The sequence below is a fragment of the Streptomyces sp. S3(2020) genome, from assembly GCF_013044505.1.
Lineage (GTDB): Bacteria > Actinomycetota > Actinomycetes > Streptomycetales > Streptomycetaceae > Streptomyces.
The window spans coordinates 1-18078 of record NZ_JABERD010000196.1 but is presented as its reverse complement, the minus strand read 5'-3'; the positions used below and the strand labels follow the sequence as shown (position 1 = coordinate 18078).

The following is an 18078-nucleotide window of genomic DNA, read 5'->3' as shown; positions in this document are numbered from 1 at the left end:
TCCCATCCCCAGGGGCTGCCGCCCCTTCGACCCCGCTCCTGGGGGCTACGCCCCCAGACCCCCATCGGCCCCCAAGGGCCTCGTCCTCAAGCGCCGGACGGGCTGAAAATCGCGATCGGAGCCGCTCGTGTCCACAGCAGTCCCTGAGATACATCCACCCGCCGTCCAATCCGCCATCCACAAGATCTTCCGCCGTGTCGTCCCGCTGTTCTTCGTCATGTTCGTCGCGAACTACATGGACCGGGTCAATCTGGGCTTCGCCCAGGACGAGCTTCGTGCCGATGTGGGGCTGTCCGCCGCTGCCTTCGGGCTCGGGGCCGGGATCTTCTTCATCGCCTATGCCATCTTCGAAGTCCCCTCCAACATGCTGATGGAGCGCTTCGGTGCCAAGGTCTGGCTCACCCGGATCATGATCAGCTGGGGGATCGTCGCCACGGCGATGGCCTTCGTCGACAGCGTGGAGATGTTCTACGCGCTGCGGTTCCTGCTGGGGGTCGCCGAGGCGGGGTTCTTCCCCGCGGTCATCTACTACTTCAGCCGGTGGCTGCCCGACTCGCACCGGGGACGGGCCACCTCGATCTTCCTCATGGGGTCCGGCACCGCGACCGTCATCGTCGGCCCGATCTCCGGCGCCCTCCTCGAAATGCACGGCGTGTGGGGGCACTCCGGCTGGCAGTGGATGTTCTTCATCGAGGGCGTCTTCTCCGTGGTCCTCGGGTTCGTCGTGTACCGGTTCCTCGACTCCGGGATCGAGTCGGCGAGTTGGCTGACGGAGGAGGAGAAGAGCGGGCTGGTCGCCGTCATCGACGCCGAGCAGGCCGCGCGGCCCACCGGGAACGTGAAGGTCTCCCGGTGGAAGCTGCTCGCCGACCCCCAGATCCTGCTCTTCCTGTGGATCTACTTCGCGATCAACGTCGCCCTGTACGCGGTCACCTTCTGGCTGCCGTCGATCGTGGACGACATCGGCGGGCTCAGCGACTTCCAGGTGGGGCTGCTGACCGCGGTGCCCTGGCTGTGCGCGATCGCCGCGGTGTACGTCAGCGGGCGGCTCTCCGACCGTATCGGCAAGCGGCGCCCGATCCTGATGGCGCTGCTGGTGCTGGGCGGCTGCGGCACGCTGCTCGCGGTGTTCGTGTCGCCGTGGGCCGGGCTGGGCGCGCTCTGTCTCGCCGCGATGGGGTTCAAGCCGGCCTCGCCGGTCTTCTGGACGATCCCGCAGAGCTACCTGGACGCCCGTGCCGCCGCGCCCGGTATCGCGCTGATCAACTCGATCGGCAACCTGGGCGGGTTCGTGGCGCCGACGGCCTTCGGGATCATCGAGGACTCGACGGGGTCGACGAAGGGAGGTCTGGTGGGGCTGACGGTCGTCGGGTTCCTGGCCGCGCTGAGTGTGCTCTTCGTGCGGGGCGGCGGGCGCAACGACCGGATCCGGACACGGCCCGCGAAGGTGCCGGGGGCCTGTCCCGCCCCGAAGGCGACTCCCGGTGCGGCTCGCGTCGCCCGTCCGGGGCCGTCGACGGCCTGACGTGACGGGCGGGTCGGACGTGAGCGGAGGCCGGTTGTCGGTGGTGTGGTGCAGACTGGCCTGATCGGCACCACGTCAGGGAGCGCACCGTGATCGCGTCCGGGAAGGGACCGTCGTACGACACCGGGGAGACCGGCCACCGCCAGGTCCAGGTCGACCCGCTGGCCGCCCTGCGCGCGGCGGACGATCCGCCCTGGGACGTGTATCTGACCGGCCCCGTCTTCCTCGACATCATCTTCACCGGGCTCGACTCCGCACCGGTGCGCGGGACCGAGTCCTGGGCGCGCGGGATGGGGTCGAGCCCCGGCGGTGTCGCCAACATGGCCACCGCGCTGGCCCGGCTGGGGCTGAGAACGTCCCTCGCCGCCGCCTTCGGCTCCGATCACTACGGCGAGTACTGCTGGGACGCCCTGGCGCAGGGCGAGGGCATCGATCTCTCGCCGTCGCGGACCGTCAGCGGCTGGCACTCGCCGGTGACCGTGTCGATGGCGTACGAGGGGGAGCGGACGATGGTCTCCCACGGCCACGAGCCGCCCCCCGAGGAGGCGGCCCCGGACTGCCCGCCCCGCGCGCGTGCGGCCGTGGCGTCGCTGGTGCCGGGCAAGCGGGCCTCCTGGATCACCCAGGCCGCGAGCGAGGGCACGCGCATCTTCGCCGACGTCGGCTGGGACGAGACCGGTGCCTGGGACCTGGCGGGTCTGGCCGACCTGGAGCACTGCGAGGCGTTCCTGCCGAACGCGCAGGAGGCCATGCGCTACACCGGCGCCTCCTGCCCCCGCGAGGCGGCCCACGCCCTCACCGCGCATGTGCCGCTGGCCGTGGTCACCCTCGGCGCGGAGGGCGCGTACGCGGTGGACCGGCGCACGGGCGAGACCGCCGAGGTGCCCGCCATCGCCGTGGAGGCCCTCGACCCCACCGGTGCCGGCGACGTCTTCGTGGCCGGCTTCGTCACCGGCACGCTGGCGGGCTGGCCGCTGGCCGACCGGCTGGCCTTCGCGGGGCTCACCGCGGCCCTGTCGGTGCAGGAGTTCGGCGGGTCGCTGTCGGCGCCGGGCTGGTCCGAGATCGGGGCATGGTGGCGCAAGGTCCAGTCCGTCGAGGGACAGGACCCGACGGCCCTGCGGCGCTACGGGTTCCTGGCGGACCTGGTGCCGACGGAGCAGGCGAGACCGTGGCCGCTGCGGCGAGCGGTGCCGACGATCGGCTTCCGCAGGTCGGCCTGACGCCTTCGGGGGCGGCCGGGTTCAGTGGTCGTGCGTGCGCTCCAGGACGGCGGTCACCTCTTCGCGGACCACGTCCCATGCCGCCGCGGGCAGCGCGCCGATCGGCGTGCGGGCCAGCGTGTCGAGGGCCGGACCGGCCCCCGCGTCGTACGGCACGCTCTCGTGGAGCACGTCGTAGCCGTCCCGCACGGCGACCTTGAGGACGTCCCGCACGGCGGTGGCCACGACGAGCGGCGGTGCGCCGCCCGGCTCGTCGGGCAGCTTGCGGTGGCTGCTGGCCAGCGGGGTGCGCCAGCGCAGGTTCAGCAGCACCGGACGCTTCGCGGTGAGCTCGCCCAGGTCGGTCTCGTAGGGGCCCTCCGCGTCCAGCACCGTGGCACGGGCGTCCAGGACGAGCGCCGCGGGCAGCAGACAGCGCAGGGTGCTGCCGACGATGTTCCCGCCGACCGTCGCGGCCCGGCGCACCGCCCCGGTGCCCACCCGTGAGGCCGCCCCGCGCAGCGCCTCCGGGACCCGGTCGTCGACCCGGGACAGCAGCACCGCCGCCCCCAGTTCCTCGGCGCCGAGGACATTGGCCTCCGGCACCTCGCGCAGCGACATCGCCTGCGCCGGGAAGCCGTCCCGTTGCCAGACGGCCCACTGGAGCGTGGCACCGCCGACGGGTATCGCTCCCTCGGACAGACACCGCTGTGCCTCGGACACGGACGTGGGCAGACGCAAGAGCACGGCCGACCTGCTTTCCCCGGCGGGCGGTGACCGACGGCACCGCCCCGAACACGTGTGGCACGGACGGGGCGGATTCTGCCCATCTACGCGGGGGGAGCATGCAGGGCTCACCGTTTCACTCAGGGCGCCCTCACCCGGTGCCCCGCCCCTTCGCTGCCCCGCGCGAAAAGGCCTACGGGGTTGTCAGTCCCCCGGCGTACCCTTGAAATCGCCAGGCCGCCCATGTGGCGGGCGAGTCGTTTCGAGGAGGACGAGCAAGGCCTACAGAGCCGGCCCATGACTCAGACACCCACAGATCGCACACCCGCGCAGGGGCAGGCGAGAGCACAGTTCACCGTCCCCGCCCAGCACCCCATGGTGACCGTGCTGGGGTCCGGCGACTCCCTCCTGCGCGTGATCGAGAAGGCCTTCCCGGCGGCCGACATCCATGTCCGGGGCAATGAGGTCAGCGCGGTGGGCGCTTCCGTCGAAGTCGCCCTCATCCAGCGCCTGTTCGACGAGATGATGCTGGTGCTCCGCACCGGACAGCCGATGACGGAGGACGCAGTGGAACGCTCCATCGCGATGCTCAGAGCGAGTGAGAACGGCGAGGGGGACGGCCAGGAGACCCCGGCCGAGGTCCTCACCCAGAACATCCTCTCCTCGCGCGGCCGCACGATCCGCCCCAAGACCCTGAACCAGAAGCGGTACGTCGACGCGATCGACAAGCACACGATCGTCTTCGGCATCGGCCCCGCCGGTACCGGAAAGACCTACCTCGCCATGGCCAAGGCGGTGCAGGCCCTGCAGTCCAAGCAGGTCAACCGCATCATCCTGACCCGGCCGGCGGTGGAGGCGGGCGAGCGGCTCGGCTTCCTGCCCGGCACGCTGTACGAGAAGATCGACCCGTATCTGCGGCCGCTGTACGACGCGCTGCACGACATGCTGGACCCCGACTCGATCCCGCGGCTGATGGCGGCGGGGACGATCGAGGTGGCGCCGCTGGCGTACATGAGGGGACGGTCCCTGAACGACGCCTTCATCATCCTCGACGAGGCCCAGAACACCTCCCCCGAGCAGATGAAGATGTTCCTCACCCGGCTCGGCTTCGACTCGAAGATCGTCGTCACCGGTGACGTGACCCAGGTCGACCTGCCGAGCGGGACCAAGTCCGGTCTGCGTCAGGTCCAGGACATCCTGGAGGGCCTGGACGACGTCCACTTCTCGCGGCTCACGTCCCAGGACGTCGTACGACACAAGCTCGTCGGCCGTATCGTCGACGCGTACGAGAAGTACGACAGCCACCACGGCACGGAGAACGGCACCCACAAGGGCGGCCGTAACAAGCGGAAGTAGACGACCCAGCACCATGTCGATCGACGTCAACAACGAGTCCGGAACCGAGGTCGACGAGCAGGCGATCCTCGACATCGCCCGCTACGCACTCGCGCGGATGCGCATCCACCCGCTCTCCGAGCTCTCGGTGATCGTCGTGGACGCCGACGCCATGGAGCAGTTGCACATCCAGTGGATGGACCTGCCGGGGCCGACGGATGTCATGTCCTTCCCGATGGACGAGCTGCGTCCGCCGTCGAAGGACGACGAGGAGCCCCCGCAGGGCCTCCTCGGTGACATCGTGCTCTGCCCCGAGGTCGCCAAGAAGCAGGGCGAGGAAGCCGAGACGCAGCACTCCATGGACGAGGAGCTCCAGCTCCTCACCGTCCACGGGGTGCTGCACCTGCTCGGCTACGACCACGAGGAGCCGGACGAGAAGGCCGAGATGTTCGGTCTCCAGGCCGCCATCGTGGACGGCTGGCGCGCGGAGAAGGGCCACACCGGTCCGTCCCCGGCCCCGACCGTGTCATGAGCTTCCCCCTCGTCGCCGGCGCGATCGCCCTGGTCGTCGTCGCGTGGCTGGCCGCCTGCGCGGAGGCGGGCATCGCGCGCATGTCCAGCTTCCGCGCCGAGGAGGCCGTACGCTCCGGCCGCCGCGGCAGTGCCAAGCTCGCCCAGATCGCCGCCGACCCGACCCGCTATCTCAATGTGGCGCTGCTGGTCCGTGTCGCCTGCGAGATGGCGGCGGCCGCGATGGTCACGTACGCCTGTCTCCAGGAGTTCGACGGCACGACCGAGGCCCTGCTGGTCGCGATCGGTGTCATGGTGCTGGTGTCGTACGTCGCGGTCGGCGTCTCCCCACGCACCATCGGCCGTCAGCACCCCCTGAACACGTCCACGGCGGCGGCGTACGTCCTGCTGCCGCTCGCCCGGATCATGGGCCCGATCCCGAACCTGCTGATCCTCATCGGCAACGCGCTCACCCCCGGCAAGGGCTTCAGGCGCGGCCCCTTCGCCTCCGAGGCGGAGCTGCGCGCGCTGGTCGACCTCGCGGAGGCGGAGTCGCTGATCGAGGACGACGAGCGCCGGATGGTGCACTCGGTCTTCGAGCTCGGCGACACGCTCGTGCGGGAGGTGATGGTCCCGCGGACCGACCTCGTGGTGATCGAGCGGTACAAGACGATCCGTCAGGCCCTCACCCTCGCGCTGCGGTCCGGTTTCTCGCGGATACCGGTCAGCGGCGAGAGCGAGGACGACATCGTCGGGATCGTGTACCTGAAGGACCTGGCCCGCAAGACGCATATCAGCCGGGACGCGGAGAGCGAGCTGGTGTCGACCGCCATGCGGCCCGCCGCCTTCGTGCCCGACACCAAGAACGCCGGTGACCTGCTCCGTGAGATGCAGCAGGACCGCAACCACGTCGCCGTCGTCATCGACGAGTACGGCGGCACGGCCGGCATCGTCACCATCGAGGACATCCTGGAGGAGATCGTCGGCGAGATCACCGACGAGTACGACCGCGAACTCCCGCCGGTGGAGGAGCTGGGCGAGGACCGCTACCGGGTCACCGCGCGCCTCGACATCACCGATCTGGGGGAGCTGTACGGCCTCGACGAGTACGACGACGAGGACGTGGAGACCGTCGGCGGGCTGCTGGCGAAGGCGCTGGGGCGGGTGCCGATCGCCGGGGCGTCCGCCGTGGTGGAGCTGCCGGACGGGCGGGTGCTGCGGTTGACGGCGGAGGCGGCGGCCGGGCGGCGGAACAAGATCGTGACGGTGCTGGTGGAGCCGGTGGAGCCGGCGAAGGAGGAGGGCGAGCCGGAGTGACCCCGCAGGAGCTGCGTACCTTCTGTCTCTCCTTCAACGCGGCCGTGGAGGACTTCCCCTTCGCCCCGGAGATCTCGGTCTTCAAGGTGCTGGGCAAGATGTTCGCGCTGAGCTGGATCGACGCCAGTCCGCTGAAGGTCAACCTCAAATGTGACCCGGAGGACGCGATGCGGCTCCGTGGTGAGTACGAGGGGCTGATCGCGCCCGGGTACCACATGAACAAGCGGCACTGGAACACGGTGCGGCTCGACGGCGGGCTGCCGGACCGGCTGGTCCGGGAGCTCATCGAGGACTCGTACGACCTGGTGGTGGCCGGTCTGCCGCGTGCGGAGCGGCTCCGCCTGGACCGGGGCTGATCCGTGCTGTTTATGCTCGCTCCATGACTGACAGCAACGCGCTCGACCCCGAGGACCGCAAGATCGTCACCCTGGCCCGTTCCGCGCGGGCGCGGGGCGGTGTGCCCGAGGGCGCGGCCGTGCGGGACGAGACGGGCCGTACGTATGTGGCGGGGACCGTGGGGCTCGACTCGCTGCGCCTGAGCGCGTTGCGGACGGCGGTGGCCATGGCTGTGGCGTCGGGGGCGAAGTCCTTGGAGGCGGCGGCGGTCGTGACGGACGCCGACGGCGTTCCGGCGGAGGACCTGGCCGCCGTACGGGATCTGGGTGGGGCGGGGACTCCGGTGCTGCTGGCAGGGGCTGACGGCACTGTGCGCGGCACCGTGAAGGCCGGCTGAACCTGCGGGTGATACCGGCGGTAACACTTGGCTGGAAATGCTGCTTGCCGTTCCACTTCCCTCGCGTATCAATGGAACCGGTAGTTCCGACGGTCCGTCAGATCTGCGTATCCCCACCCCACCGCCACCCCCCACACGACACGTTCCGCGCCACGTGTCGTCGGCGACCGATCGGATCTCCCGTCCATCCCCACATGGCAGTTTCCCGATACGGGAAGGGAGTCGGAACCCCCATGAGAGGCAAACGATTCAGTACCGGTGCGGCACTGGCGGTCGGGTCACTCGCGGTCGCCGGTATGGCGTTCGCGCCGGCCGCTGTCGCCGTGACCCCCGACACGGCCACGATCACCGCCGACTGCGGAATCTTCGGCAGTGGCGAGGCCACGCTCGCCGCCACCCAGGACGGTACGTCCGCAACCATCACCGTCACCTCGGCGATCACCGCGCCGATCGCGCTGGCCGAGGACTCCATCACCTCCACCCTCACCCTGGTGAACGCGAGCGGCGGCACCACCACCTTCAGCGGCACGGAGAACCCCGCGCTCGCCGCAGGTGACCCCGTCACCGTCGGTCCGCTCAGTGGGACCGTGGCGTCCGGTGACAGTCTCGACGCGTACGGCGGTTCGCTTCAGATCGTCGTTCTCGGGATCACCGTCAATTGCACGGCGACCGGGCCCCAGTCGCCCGGACCGTTCGTGTTCGACTGAGAATCTGCAACCGGACCGGACCGACCGGCCTGAGCGGAGCGTCAGTTCACCTAGCGACACCGTGAACTGACGCTCCATCAGTTCACAGCCGCATGTCCATTGACTTCTCACGCGATCCACACATCAATGCCCCCTGTCGGCGCGGATGAGCCGCCGCGCCCGCATCCCGCAGAGGGGGCAACCAACCATGAGAGACCGAAGACGCCGACTGATGTCGCTACTGGGGGCGACCGCGCTCGCCGTCACCGCCGGCGGCGCGCTCGCCGCTCCGGCCGGGGCCGCGAGCAACGTGGACTTCGCCACGCACTGCATCCCGCCCGCCGTCGCCGGCATCCCGCCCATCGACGGCACCACCACCGCGATCATCACGGTGGACAACGCCACCCCGAAGGTCGGCGACACCGTCACCGTGACCTACAAGGTCGTCACGCCCGCCGCCAGCAACCCGACCGCCATCAGCCTGCCCGCCGACATCATGACGCCGTCCGGCAAGGTCACCCTCGGCGGCGCCCAGACCGGTGACGTCACCGTCGTCGGACCCAAGAAGAACGACCCGGTGGCCGGCAACGCCCCGTTCCCGGGCTTCAGCATGACCGGCACCTTCACCGTCACCACGGCCGGTGCCATCACCCTCGCGCCCGGCGACTACAACATCCACACCAGTTACATCCTGGAGCTGGATACGCCCTGCACGGTCACCAACCCGCCCGCGCCGGTCTCCGAAACCCTCACCGCGAGCCCGGCGACCCAGCCCAACACCCGTGCCATCTCCCTGGGTTCGGCCACCGGCAACCCCGGTGCCAGTGTCGCCGTCACCGGCAGCAACTTCACCCCGGGCGCCACCGTCACCCTCGCCGGACGCGCCGGTTCCAGCCAGACCGCGGACACGGCGACCGTGACGGCGGACACGGGCGGTGCCATCAGCGGCTCGCTGGTCGTCAACGACAAGACGACGACCGGCATCGTGGCCTACGAAGGCAGCAGCTGGGACTCCGCCCTGGGAGCCGGCCCGGCCGCCTACACCGTCATCGACAACACACCCGTCCCGGACAACGCCCAGAAGCTCACCACCACGGTGCGCGGCGGCGTCCTGTCCATGACCCAGGCCGGCGACACCGTCTCGCTGTCGGCGGTCGACTACGGCGAGGGCGGCGCCTCCACGGGCGACCTCAACGCCGTGACCGTCAAGGACTTCCGTGGCGGTACCGCGGGCTGGTCCCTGACCGGCAAGGTCACCGACTTCACCGGTCCCGGTGTCACCATCGGTGCCGACCGGCTGAGCTGGACCCCGGCCTGCGACACCAAGGCGGGCAGCCCCAGCACCTGCCAGGCCGGTTCGGCGGGCACGGTCGGCTCGTCCGGGGCGACCCTCGCGTCGGCACCCGCCGACACGGTCACCGGCGGCGAGTTCACCGCGAACGCCGGACTCTCCCTGAACGTACCGGCGTTCACGCCTCCGGGCTCGTACTCCGGCGTCCTCACCCTCACGCTCAGCTGACCGTACGGGCGTCCGCACCCGCCCGTCCAACTCGTCCCGTGGGGGTCCGCACCCATGCGCAAGCTGTACGTCCTTCTCCTGAGCCTGCTGCTCACCGCCCTCGCCACGCCCTCGCACGCCGCGGACAACGGGAGTTGGTCCGTCTACCCCGCGTCCGGGTCGGTGGCCGAGCGGCCGTACTTCTACCTCTCCGCCGATCCCGGGCAGACCATCGAGGACAAGGTGGTCGTCGTCAACAAGACGGCCGAGCCCATGACGTTCCGGCTGTACTCCGCCGACGCCTACAACACCGCGCGCGACGGCGGGTTCGCCGTACGCACCGTGAAAGAGAAGATGCGCGGCGTGGGTGTGTGGGCGAAGCCCGCGAAGTCCCGGATCAAGGTCCCCGCGCACGGCAAGGTCACCGTCCCCTTCACACTGAAGGTGCCCGACGGCGCCGAACCCGGCGACCACCCCGGCGCGATCGTGGCACTCGACGAGCGCGTCGACCGGGGGGACGGCTCCGTCGCGCTCGGTGTGCAGCGGGCCGTCGCCGCCCGGGTCTACCTCCGGGTCAGCGGGCCCACCCTGCCCGCGATCTCCGTCGAGGACGTGAGCCTCACCCACCACCAGCCGCTCGTGCCCGGCTTCGGGGACAGCGCGGCGACGGTCTCGTACACCCTCCACAACACCGGCAATCTCACCCTGAACCCGAGGGTGGAGCTGCGGGCGACGGGCCTTTTCGGCCGCACGCTGCTCGCCCGCGATCTGACGAGGATCCCCTCCGAGCTGCTGCCCGGCCAGAAGGTACGGCTGAGCGAGCCGTGGAAGGGCGCGCCACAGCTGGACTGGGGTGACGTGACCCTGACGGCGAGCGCGCAGGACACCCGCGAGTCGGCGGGCGCCTCCTTCTTCGCGCTGCCGTGGCTGATGGCGGTGCTGCTGCTGGTGGTCTTGACCGTGGGCGTCGTCCTGCTGATCCGGGCGCGACGGGCCCGGGCTAACCGCCGAAGGCCCGGCGCAGGCGGCCCTTCCGCGGGGCGCCCTCGGGCGGTTCGGCGGGAGCCGGTTCCCGTGTCGTCACCAGCTCCGCGACGGTGACCCGGAAGTGCTGGACCGAGAGGGTCCTGGGCCCCTCCGGGTCTGTGCTCCAGGTGGAGTAGGTGACGTCCACCATCCAGCTCGTCTCCGAGAGCCGGAACACATTGTGGCCGCACCCTTCGCCGTGCCGGTAGGACAGGCAGACCTCCCGCGCACGGGCCACGGCCTGCTCGTACCCGCCCACGTGGATCTTCTCCTTCAGGGTCCACGCCTGATCGGTGACGCTGTAGGCGGCCTCGACGAGGACGTACCACTCACCTCCGACCCACTCACCTCCCATGACGCCCCGGCTCAGAGCGCGTCCGGGCCGCGCTCGCCCGTGCGTACCCGTACGACGGTGTCGACCGGCAGGGCCCACACCTTGCCGTCGCCGATCTTGCCGGTGTGCGCGGCCTTCACGATCGCGTCGATCACGGCCTCGGAGTCGGCGTCGTCGACGACGACCTCGATACGGACCTTGGGCACCAGGTCGACCTGGTACTCGGCGCCGCGGTACACCTCGGTGTGGCCGCGCTGACGGCCGTAGCCACTGGCCTCGGTCACGGTCAGCCCGTGCACGCCGAGCTCCTGGAGCGCCGTCTTGACCTCGTCGAGGCGGTACGGCTTGACGATCGCGGTGATGAGCTTCATGCCTGGGGCTTGACCTTCTGGGCGGAGGGAACGACGGAGGAGCTGACCGGGGCACCGTGGCCCAGGACGCCGTGATCGTATGCCGTCTCGGCGTGCACCGTAAGGTCGAGGCCGGTGTGCTCCTGCTCCTCGGCCGCGCGCAGGCCCAGCGTCCTGTCGATCAGCTTGGCGATGCCGTACGTCACCACGAAGGCGTACGTCCCCACGGCGACCACGGCCACCAGCTGCTTGCCGAGCTGGGCGAGCCCGCCGCCGTAGAGGAGCCCCTCGGCGCCGCCGGTCATCGACTCGACGGCGAAGACGCCGATGAGGAGGGTGCCGATGACACCGCCGACCAGGTGGACGCCGACGACGTCCAGGGAGTCGTCGTAGTTCAGCTTGAACTTCCAGCCCACGGCGTACGAGCAGACGACACCGGCGGCCAGGCCGATGACGAGCGCGCCGAGGAGGGAGACCGAGCCGCAGGACGGGGTGATCGCGACGAGACCGGCGACCGCACCCGAGGCCGCGCCCAGGGTCGTCGGGTGGCCGTCGCGCTTCTGCTCCACGAAGAGCCAGCCCAGCAGGCCCGTGCAGCCCGCCACGAGGGTGTTCAGGAAGGCGGCCGCGGCCAGTCCGTTGGCACCCAGCGCCGAACCGGCGTTGAAGCCGAACCAGCCGAACCACAGGAGACCCGCGCCGAGCATGACCATCGGCAGGTTGTGCGGACGCATCGCGTCCTTCTTGAAGCCGAGGCGCGGGCCGAGGACCAGGCACAGCGCCAGACCGGAGGCGCCGGAGGTGATCTCGACGGGGAGACCGCCCGCGAAGTCGAGGGCGCCGAGACTCTCCAGGATCCAGCCGCCCGGGCCCCAGACCCAGTGGGCGACGGGAACGTATACGAGCAGCGCCCACACCGGGACGAAGACCAGCCACGCGCCGAACTTCGCGCGGTCCGCGATCGCGCCGCTGATCAGCGCGGCGGTGATGATCGCGAAGGTCAGCTGGAAGGTGGCGAAGAGCAGGGTGGGGACGGTGCCCTGGACGCTGTCGGGGCCGAGACCGGCCATGCCCGCGTGGTCGAGTCCGCCGATCAAGCCGCCGCCGATGTCGTCACCGAAGGCGAGGGAGTAGCCCGCGGCCAGCCATACGACGGTCACCAGCGCGATCGACACGAAGCTCATCATCAGCATGTTGAGGACGCTCTTCGTGCGGACCATGCCGCCGTAGAACAGGGCGAGGCCCGGGGTCATCAGCAGGACGAGGGCGGTCGCGGCGAGCAGCCAGGCGGTGTCGCCGGTGTCGATACGCCCGACGGCGAGGGGGGCGGCGAGGGTCACGGGGATCTCCAACGAGGTGGGGGCTCGTCAGAGGGTCACGGGCGCGCGTTACCGGATGCGCACGGGGGTGTTTCCATAAGGTTTCGTTGCGTGTGGGTTTCTGAAAGCTCACGCGAGTGGGTGGGAGAGGGCTGGACGGAGTCGTTGGCGGTCAGAGGCTTGCCCTTCTGGAGGGAACGAAAGTTCATGCATCGAACGTGTGACCTTTGTGGGAGGTGCTCGTTGGATGTGGCGAGGGGTTGATTGAAACGGGGTGGGCGCGTGGGCGGGAAGTTTCGACCGCAATCGGGGTTTGTGGTGCAGGCCTACAAGTTCGCGCTGGATCCGAATGTGGGGCAGGAGCGGGCGCTGCGCTCGCACTGCGGCGCCTCCCGAGCCGCCTACAACTGGGCCGTGTCGTGGGTGACCGCCTCGTGGTGGCAGCGCAGGGCCGAGGCCTCGTACGGCATCGGAGCAGATGGGCTCACGCCCTGGCGGCCGTGGTCCCTGCCCTCACTGCGTAAGGAGTTCAACAGAATCAAGAATTCCGACGCTCGGTTCTCTGGCTGGTGGGAGGAGAATTCCAAGGAGGCTTACAGCACTGGGCTGGCGAACGCGGCTGCCGCGTTCGACAACTACGCCAAGTCCAAGCAGGGAAAGCGCAAAGGCCCCAGGATGGGGGTGCCGCGCCGGAAACAGAAGCGCAAGGCTCGGCTGTCATGTCGGTTCACCACAGGCACGATCCGAGCCGAACCGGACGGCCGGCACGTCACGCTGCCGCGACTGGGCGCGATCCGAGTCCATGAATCCACCCGGAAGCTCCTTGCCAGGATCCAGGCCGGGAGGGTGCGCATCTTGTCCGCAACCGTTCGCCACGAGCGTGGACGCTGGTTCGTCTCCTTGCAGGTGGAGGCCCCGCGGGAGATCACCCGCGTGGTCCGGCCGGACGTTGCGGTCGGGATCGACCTGGGCGTGAAGCACTTGGCTGTCCTCGCCGACAGCGCGGGCGAGATCCGCTACGAGTCGAACCCGAAGCACCTGGACGGCGCTCTCAAGCTCCTGCGGTTCCATTCCCGCCGCGTCTCACGTAGGCAGGGGCCCGACCGCAGGACCGGGCAGAAGCCGTCGCAGCGGTGGGAAAAGGCCAACCGCGAGCGCAACCGAATCCACCACAGGGTGGCGAACCTGCGCACCGACGCGCTGCACAAGCTCACCACCAAGATCAGGGCCGAGTACGGCACCGTGGTGATCGAAGACCTCAACGTCGCCGGCATGCTCCGCAACAAGCGGCTTGCCCGCCGGGTGGCGGATGCCGGGTTCGGGGAGATCCGGCGCCAGCTCACGTACAAGGGCCAGCGCAATGCTTGCCGCACCATAGTGGCGGACCGCTGGTATCCCTCCTCCAAGACCTGCTCGGCGTGCGGCGCGGTGACAGCCAAGCTGCCGCTGCACGTCCGAGTCTTCGCCTGCGACGCCTGCGGCCTGGTCATGGACCGGGACGGGAACGCGGCCCGCAACCTCGCCGCTCTCGCGGCAGCCTGCACCACTGGTACCGGAGTGGCCGGAGACCAGGACACACCTCGTGTGTCGAAGCCTCGTGGAGCCGACCGTAAGACCCGCCGCCAACGCCCCGACCAGAACCGCGGTCGGGGCGGGCGGGCAGGTGGCGCAACCCTGCCGCACCAGCGGCAGGAGGAAGCGAGAGACCGTCGTCAAGCCGAAGCCCTCACACTTTGGTAACGGCACGGACCTTCCCGCTCGAAAGAACGGGACTGCTGTCGCAGCTGAGGCTCTCAGTAACGGAGAATGGGCGTCATGAGCGTTCGCACCCAGTCACCCGAGAAGTCGCCCGAGGTTGCCCACCGGGCCGGCTTCGCCTGCTTTGTAGGCCGCCCCAACGCGGGCAAGTCCACCCTCACGAACGCTCTGGTCGGCCAGAAGGTCGCCATCACGGCGGACCAACCGCAGACGACGCGGCACACGGTGCGGGGGATCGTGCACCGGCCCGACGCCCAGCTGATCCTGGTGGACACCCCTGGGCTGCACAAGCCGCGCACGCTGCTCGGCCAGCGGTTGAACGATGTCGTACGCACCACCTGGGCCGAGGTCGACGTGATCGGCTTCTGCCTCCCGGCGAACGAGAAGCTCGGCCCCGGTGACCGCTTCATCGCGAAGGAACTCGCGTCGATCAAGAAGACGCCGAAGATCGCGATCGTCACGAAGACCGACCTCGTGGACTCGAAGACCCTGGCCGAGCAGCTGATCGCGATCGACCAGCTCGGCAAGGAGCTCGGCTTCGAGTGGGCGGAGATCGTGCCGGTGTCGGCGGTCGAGGGCCAGCAGGTGGACCTGCTGGCCGACCTGCTCGTCCCGCTCCTTCCGGAAGGCCCGGCGCTCTATCCCGAGGGTGACCTCACCGACGAGCCCGAGCAGGTCATGATCGCGGAGTTGATCCGGGAGGCTGCGCTGGAGGGGGTCCGCGACGAGCTTCCGCACTCCATCGCCGTCGTGGTGGAGGAGATGCTCCCCCGCGACGACCGCCCAGCCGACAAGCCCCTCCTCGACATCCACGCCTTCGTCTACATCGAGCGGCCCAGCCAGAAGGGCATCATCATCGGCCCCAAGGGCAAGCGCCTCAAGGAAGTCGGCATCAAGTCCCGCAAGCAGATCGAGGCGCTGTTGGGGACGCCGGTGTTCCTGGATCTTCATGTGAAGGTGGCCAAGGACTGGCAGCGCGACCCTCGACAGCTGCGCAAGCTGGGCTTCTGACCGGGCGTGTGAGGCCCCGGGGTCACGATGTGACGGCGGCTTCCAACTTGGTGCGGAAGTCGGTCACATCGGGTGACATGTACTTGGCCTCGCCTTCCATCCTTGCCAGATCGGACAGCATTTTCTTGTAGCAGGGGTAGAAGGGTTCCTCCGGGTTGTTCAGGTGTGCTTGCTTGGTGCCGGTGGCTGAGTCGATGACTTCATGTACGTAGGCGGGGCCCAGCACCACAACCTTCGGTATCACCAACTCTGGACCGTCCCCCGCTGGTGACAGGGTCACGGTGAATTCATACAGGAATCGAAGGTCTGGTTCCCCTTCCGTTCCGATAGAGAATCTGATCCTTCCGTCACTATCGGGTTCAAGAAAGAATCGCAGGGTGCGGGGGATTGCGTCTCCGGGGCGGGAGTTCAGCGGTATTTGGACATCATAGTCGACGTAGAATATAGAGCCGCCGCCAGGGAAAGTGCAATCCAATAGATCGATGGCTCTATTCAATTCGAAGGTTGCCTTTGTGATGGCGGCGTTTCCGTTGCCGGAATTCCGGAGGAGGATGTCGATCACCGGACCTTCGGAGGTGAAAGGCTTGCGTTCCTCCTCTCCCTGTTCCTGAACCTTGCCGCCTATCCGCTCGAGTCCCTCAACGGCCACGTCCAGCACAGAGAGCTCGGCCCTCATCTCCGGTTGGCCAGAGTTCGGCTTCAGGTCCGGGAAGAGGTCGAAGAAGACTCCGATTGTTCCCCGAGCGTGTCAGGGGATTCTTCGGTCTCCGGTGTTTCAGGATTCCGGCCTCGGTCTGATTCCGGCAAAGTCACTGCCCCCCGTACCTCGCGGTCGCACATCAAAACTGTAGGGGGCTGGAGATTTTTCGACGGAATTCAGCCGGAATATCTGATGGGGGCCATGTTCTGTAGGCCCACCACGCGCAGCAGTTGAAGGCGTTCGTGCGACTCCGTTCCGGGGCGGGCCGTGTACACGACCAGTTGGTGGTGGTGTTCGTGGCTGAGGAGGACCTCGCAGTCGAGTTCGAGGAGGCCTACCACCGGGTGGCGGAAGCGTTTGGTGGAGGAGCGGCGTACCGAGACCTCGTGGTCGGTCCAGAGCCGGGCGAACTCCTCGCTGGCGGCGCGGAGTTCGGCGACCAGGGCCGTCGCCTCGCGGTCGTCGGGGCGGGCCGCGGTCACCGCGCGCAGTCCCGCGACCTGGGCGCGGGCCAGTAGCGGACGGTCCTCGGGCGGGAAGAGGTCCTGCGTCGCGGGGTCCAGGAAGAACCGGCGGGCCAGGTTGCGGTCGCGGCGCGGCCGGGCGGAGGCGTCGCCCGCGAGGGCCTTCGCCAGCGCGTTCTGGGCCAGGATCTCGCCGATGTCGCTCATGACCTGCGCCGGGGTGTCGTGCAGCCGGTCCAGGATCAGCAGCAGGCCCGGCCGTACATGCGACGACGTCGGCTCCCTGCGCGGCGGCTCCTCGCCGCCCAGATGGAACAGATGGTCCCGTTCGTCGTCGGTCAGGCGCAGCGCGCGGGCCAGTGCCGTCAGCATCTGGCGGGACGGGTGCGGGCCCCTGCGCTGTTCCAGACGCGTGTAGTAGTCCACCGACATGCCGGCCAGCGACGCCACCTCCTCCCGGCGCAGCCCCGGTGTGCGGCGACGGGACCCGGGGGGCAGCCCCACGTCCGAGGGCTCCAGCCGGGCACGGCCACGGCGCAGGAAGTCGGCGAGTTCGGCTCGGTTCACCCCTCCAGGCTGCGGCAAGCCGCTCCGCTTAGCCAGGGACCGCCGGTCCCCCGATCAGGAGGTCTCTCCCGCCCTCTCCCGTCCCGGCCGAGGCTGGTCACCGACGAGAGGAGCAAACGATGACGCTGACACTGGTGACCGGGACGACAGGACAGGTCGGCCGGCGGTTCGTGCCGAGGCTGCTGGCACAGACCCGGCCGGGGGAGGGGGTGCGGGTGCTGGTGAGGGACGCGGCACGGGGGGAGCCGTTCGCCGAGGCGGGCGCCGAGGTCGTGGTCGGGGACCTGCGGGACGAGGCGGTGCTCGGCAAGGCGGTCGCCGGGGTGGACGCCGTCGTCAACGTGGCGGCCTCCTTCCGCGGGGTACCGGACGACGAGGCCTGGGCCGTCAACCGGGACGCCGCCGTCGCACTGGGCCGGGCCGCGCTCGCCGCCGGAGTGCGGCGCTTCGTCCAGGCCAGCACCGGGCTCGTGTACGGGCTCGGACGCGGCCGCCCGCTGACCGAGGAGGACGAGATCCGGCCCGGCGGCGAGATGTGGGGCGCCTACACCGAGTCGAAGGTGGCGGCCGAACGGGAACTGCTCGCCCTGGAGGGCCTGGACGTGCGGGTCGGCCGGCTCGTCTTCGTCTACGGCGAGGGCGATCCGCATCTGTCCCAGTCCTTGATATGGGCCCGGAACTGGGCGTCGTCCCAGCGGTTGCAGATGGTCCATCACGCGGACGTCGCCCAGGGCCTGCTGCGTCTGCTGCACGCGCCGGGAGTCGCCGGCCGGATCTACAACATCTCCGACGACGCCCCCGTCACAGCGCTCGAACTGCACGGGCTCAACGGCGTCGAGGTCCCCGCCGGACTCCACGAGCGCACGGATCCCGACCCGTGGCTCGGGATCACCTCCACCGAGCGCATCCGCCGCGAGCTCGGCTTCCGCCCGCTGTACCCCAGTGTCTGGACGGCCCGGGACGCCGGAGCGCTCTGACGCTCAGTCCACCCCTCTGATCCGCCCCACCAGCACCGCC

At 69.6% G+C, this 18078-nt stretch carries 19 protein-coding genes; 13 read left to right on the top strand and 6 right to left on the bottom strand.

The genetic code is table 11. The features are described 5' to 3' along the window. Positions 1 to 148: 148 nt before the first annotated feature. Together HLK59_RS39020 and HLK59_RS39015 are read left to right on the top strand one after the other, a co-directional pair. Positions 149 to 1525: an MFS transporter gene (locus HLK59_RS39020; RefSeq protein WP_171146384.1), complete on the top strand. Its 1377-nt coding sequence runs from the start codon at positions 149 to 151 to the stop codon at positions 1523 to 1525. An 89-nt stretch (positions 1526 to 1614) separates the two neighbouring features. Then, a complete protein-coding gene (locus HLK59_RS39015) occupies positions 1615 to 2748 on the top strand; it encodes a PfkB family carbohydrate kinase (RefSeq protein ID WP_171146383.1) in 1134 nt (377 codons plus the stop codon). Between the two features lie 21 nt (positions 2749 to 2769). On the opposite strand, the gene HLK59_RS39010 is transcribed toward HLK59_RS39015, so the two are convergent. Further along, positions 2770 to 3474, bottom strand: a complete 705-nt coding sequence (locus HLK59_RS39010) for an FAD binding domain-containing protein (protein ID WP_171146382.1) — start codon at positions 3472 to 3474, stop codon at positions 2770 to 2772. A gap of 276 nt (positions 3475 to 3750) precedes the next feature. Between HLK59_RS39010 and HLK59_RS39005 the strand changes: the two genes are divergently transcribed. The 8 genes from HLK59_RS39005 to HLK59_RS38970 all read left to right on the top strand — a co-directional run bounded on the left by HLK59_RS39005 (position 3751) and on the right by HLK59_RS38970 (position 10633). Beyond that, positions 3751 to 4809 (top strand): PhoH family protein, encoded by a 1059-nt coding sequence (locus HLK59_RS39005; RefSeq protein ID WP_171146381.1) that lies wholly within the window; start codon positions 3751 to 3753, stop codon positions 4807 to 4809. Between the two features lie 13 nt (positions 4810 to 4822). Next, positions 4823 to 5320, top strand: coding sequence for an rRNA maturation RNase YbeY (gene ybeY / locus HLK59_RS39000; protein ID WP_171146380.1), 498 nt, complete (start codon positions 4823 to 4825; stop codon positions 5318 to 5320). Further along, positions 5317 to 6615, top strand: coding sequence for a hemolysin family protein (locus HLK59_RS38995; RefSeq protein WP_171146379.1), 1299 nt, complete (start codon positions 5317 to 5319; stop codon positions 6613 to 6615). Before ybeY ends, HLK59_RS38995 begins: the two co-directional genes overlap by 4 nt. Next, positions 6612 to 6971 carry an MmcQ/YjbR family DNA-binding protein gene (locus HLK59_RS38990; protein WP_171146378.1) on the top strand — a complete coding sequence of 120 codons (360 nt, stop codon included), beginning with the start codon at positions 6612 to 6614 and terminating at the stop codon, positions 6969 to 6971. Before HLK59_RS38995 ends, HLK59_RS38990 begins: the two co-directional genes overlap by 4 nt. 23 nt (positions 6972 to 6994) lie before the next feature. Further along, positions 6995 to 7348: a cytidine deaminase gene (locus HLK59_RS38985; protein WP_171146377.1), complete on the top strand. Its 354-nt coding sequence runs from the start codon at positions 6995 to 6997 to the stop codon at positions 7346 to 7348. Between the two features lie 233 nt (positions 7349 to 7581). Continuing rightward, complete coding sequence (locus tag HLK59_RS38980) at positions 7582 to 8055, top strand: hypothetical protein (protein WP_171146376.1); 474 nt, start codon at positions 7582 to 7584, stop codon at positions 8053 to 8055. Between the two features lie 187 nt (positions 8056 to 8242). Continuing rightward, positions 8243 to 9553: a beta-xylosidase gene (locus HLK59_RS38975; RefSeq protein ID WP_171146375.1), complete on the top strand. Its 1311-nt coding sequence runs from the start codon at positions 8243 to 8245 to the stop codon at positions 9551 to 9553. A gap of 54 nt (positions 9554 to 9607) precedes the next feature. Then, on the top strand, positions 9608 to 10633 hold the full coding sequence (locus HLK59_RS38970; protein ID WP_171146374.1) for a DUF916 domain-containing protein: 1026 nt from the start codon (positions 9608 to 9610) through the stop codon (positions 10631 to 10633). Here HLK59_RS38970 and HLK59_RS38965 read toward each other — a convergent pair. From HLK59_RS38965 to HLK59_RS38955, 3 genes are read right to left on the bottom strand one after another with little or no spacing between them, the layout of a single operon-like run. Further along, the gene (locus tag HLK59_RS38965; RefSeq protein WP_171146373.1) at positions 10533 to 10913 is read right to left on the bottom strand and encodes a hypothetical protein; all 381 of its coding nucleotides are present in this window, start codon (positions 10911 to 10913) and stop codon (positions 10533 to 10535) included. The two genes, HLK59_RS38970 and HLK59_RS38965, sit on opposite strands and share 101 nt — an antisense overlap. A gap of 11 nt (positions 10914 to 10924) precedes the next feature. Next, positions 10925 to 11263: a P-II family nitrogen regulator gene (locus HLK59_RS38960; protein WP_171146372.1), complete on the bottom strand. Its 339-nt coding sequence runs from the start codon at positions 11261 to 11263 to the stop codon at positions 10925 to 10927. Continuing rightward, on the bottom strand, positions 11260 to 12594 hold the full coding sequence (locus tag HLK59_RS38955; protein WP_171146371.1) for an ammonium transporter: 1335 nt from the start codon (positions 12592 to 12594) through the stop codon (positions 11260 to 11262). The genes HLK59_RS38960 and HLK59_RS38955 overlap by 4 nt, the downstream gene beginning before the upstream one ends. A gap of 282 nt (positions 12595 to 12876) precedes the next feature. On the opposite strand from HLK59_RS38955, the gene tnpB reads away from it, so the two are divergent. Both tnpB and era read left to right on the top strand, forming a co-directional pair. Further along, positions 12877 to 14301 carry an IS607 family element RNA-guided endonuclease TnpB gene (gene tnpB / locus HLK59_RS38950; protein WP_346779914.1) on the top strand — a complete coding sequence of 475 codons (1425 nt, stop codon included), beginning with the start codon at positions 12877 to 12879 and terminating at the stop codon, positions 14299 to 14301. Between the two features lie 66 nt (positions 14302 to 14367). After that, positions 14368 to 15330, top strand: a complete 963-nt coding sequence (gene era, locus HLK59_RS38945) for a GTPase Era (RefSeq protein WP_171146369.1) — start codon at positions 14368 to 14370, stop codon at positions 15328 to 15330. A gap of 22 nt (positions 15331 to 15352) precedes the next feature. On the opposite strand, the gene HLK59_RS38940 is transcribed toward era, so the two are convergent. Together HLK59_RS38940 and HLK59_RS38935 are read right to left on the bottom strand one after the other, a co-directional pair. Then, on the bottom strand, positions 15353 to 15988 hold the full coding sequence (locus tag HLK59_RS38940) for a hypothetical protein (RefSeq protein WP_171146368.1): 636 nt from the start codon (positions 15986 to 15988) through the stop codon (positions 15353 to 15355). A gap of 218 nt (positions 15989 to 16206) precedes the next feature. Beyond that, positions 16207 to 17061, bottom strand: coding sequence for a helix-turn-helix domain-containing protein (locus HLK59_RS38935; RefSeq protein ID WP_171146367.1), 855 nt, complete (start codon positions 17059 to 17061; stop codon positions 16207 to 16209). A gap of 119 nt (positions 17062 to 17180) precedes the next feature. Between HLK59_RS38935 and HLK59_RS38930 the strand changes: the two genes are divergently transcribed. Next, a complete protein-coding gene (locus HLK59_RS38930) occupies positions 17181 to 18038 on the top strand; it encodes an NAD(P)-dependent oxidoreductase (protein WP_171146366.1) in 858 nt (285 codons plus the stop codon). Positions 18039 to 18078: the final 40 nt, after the last annotated feature.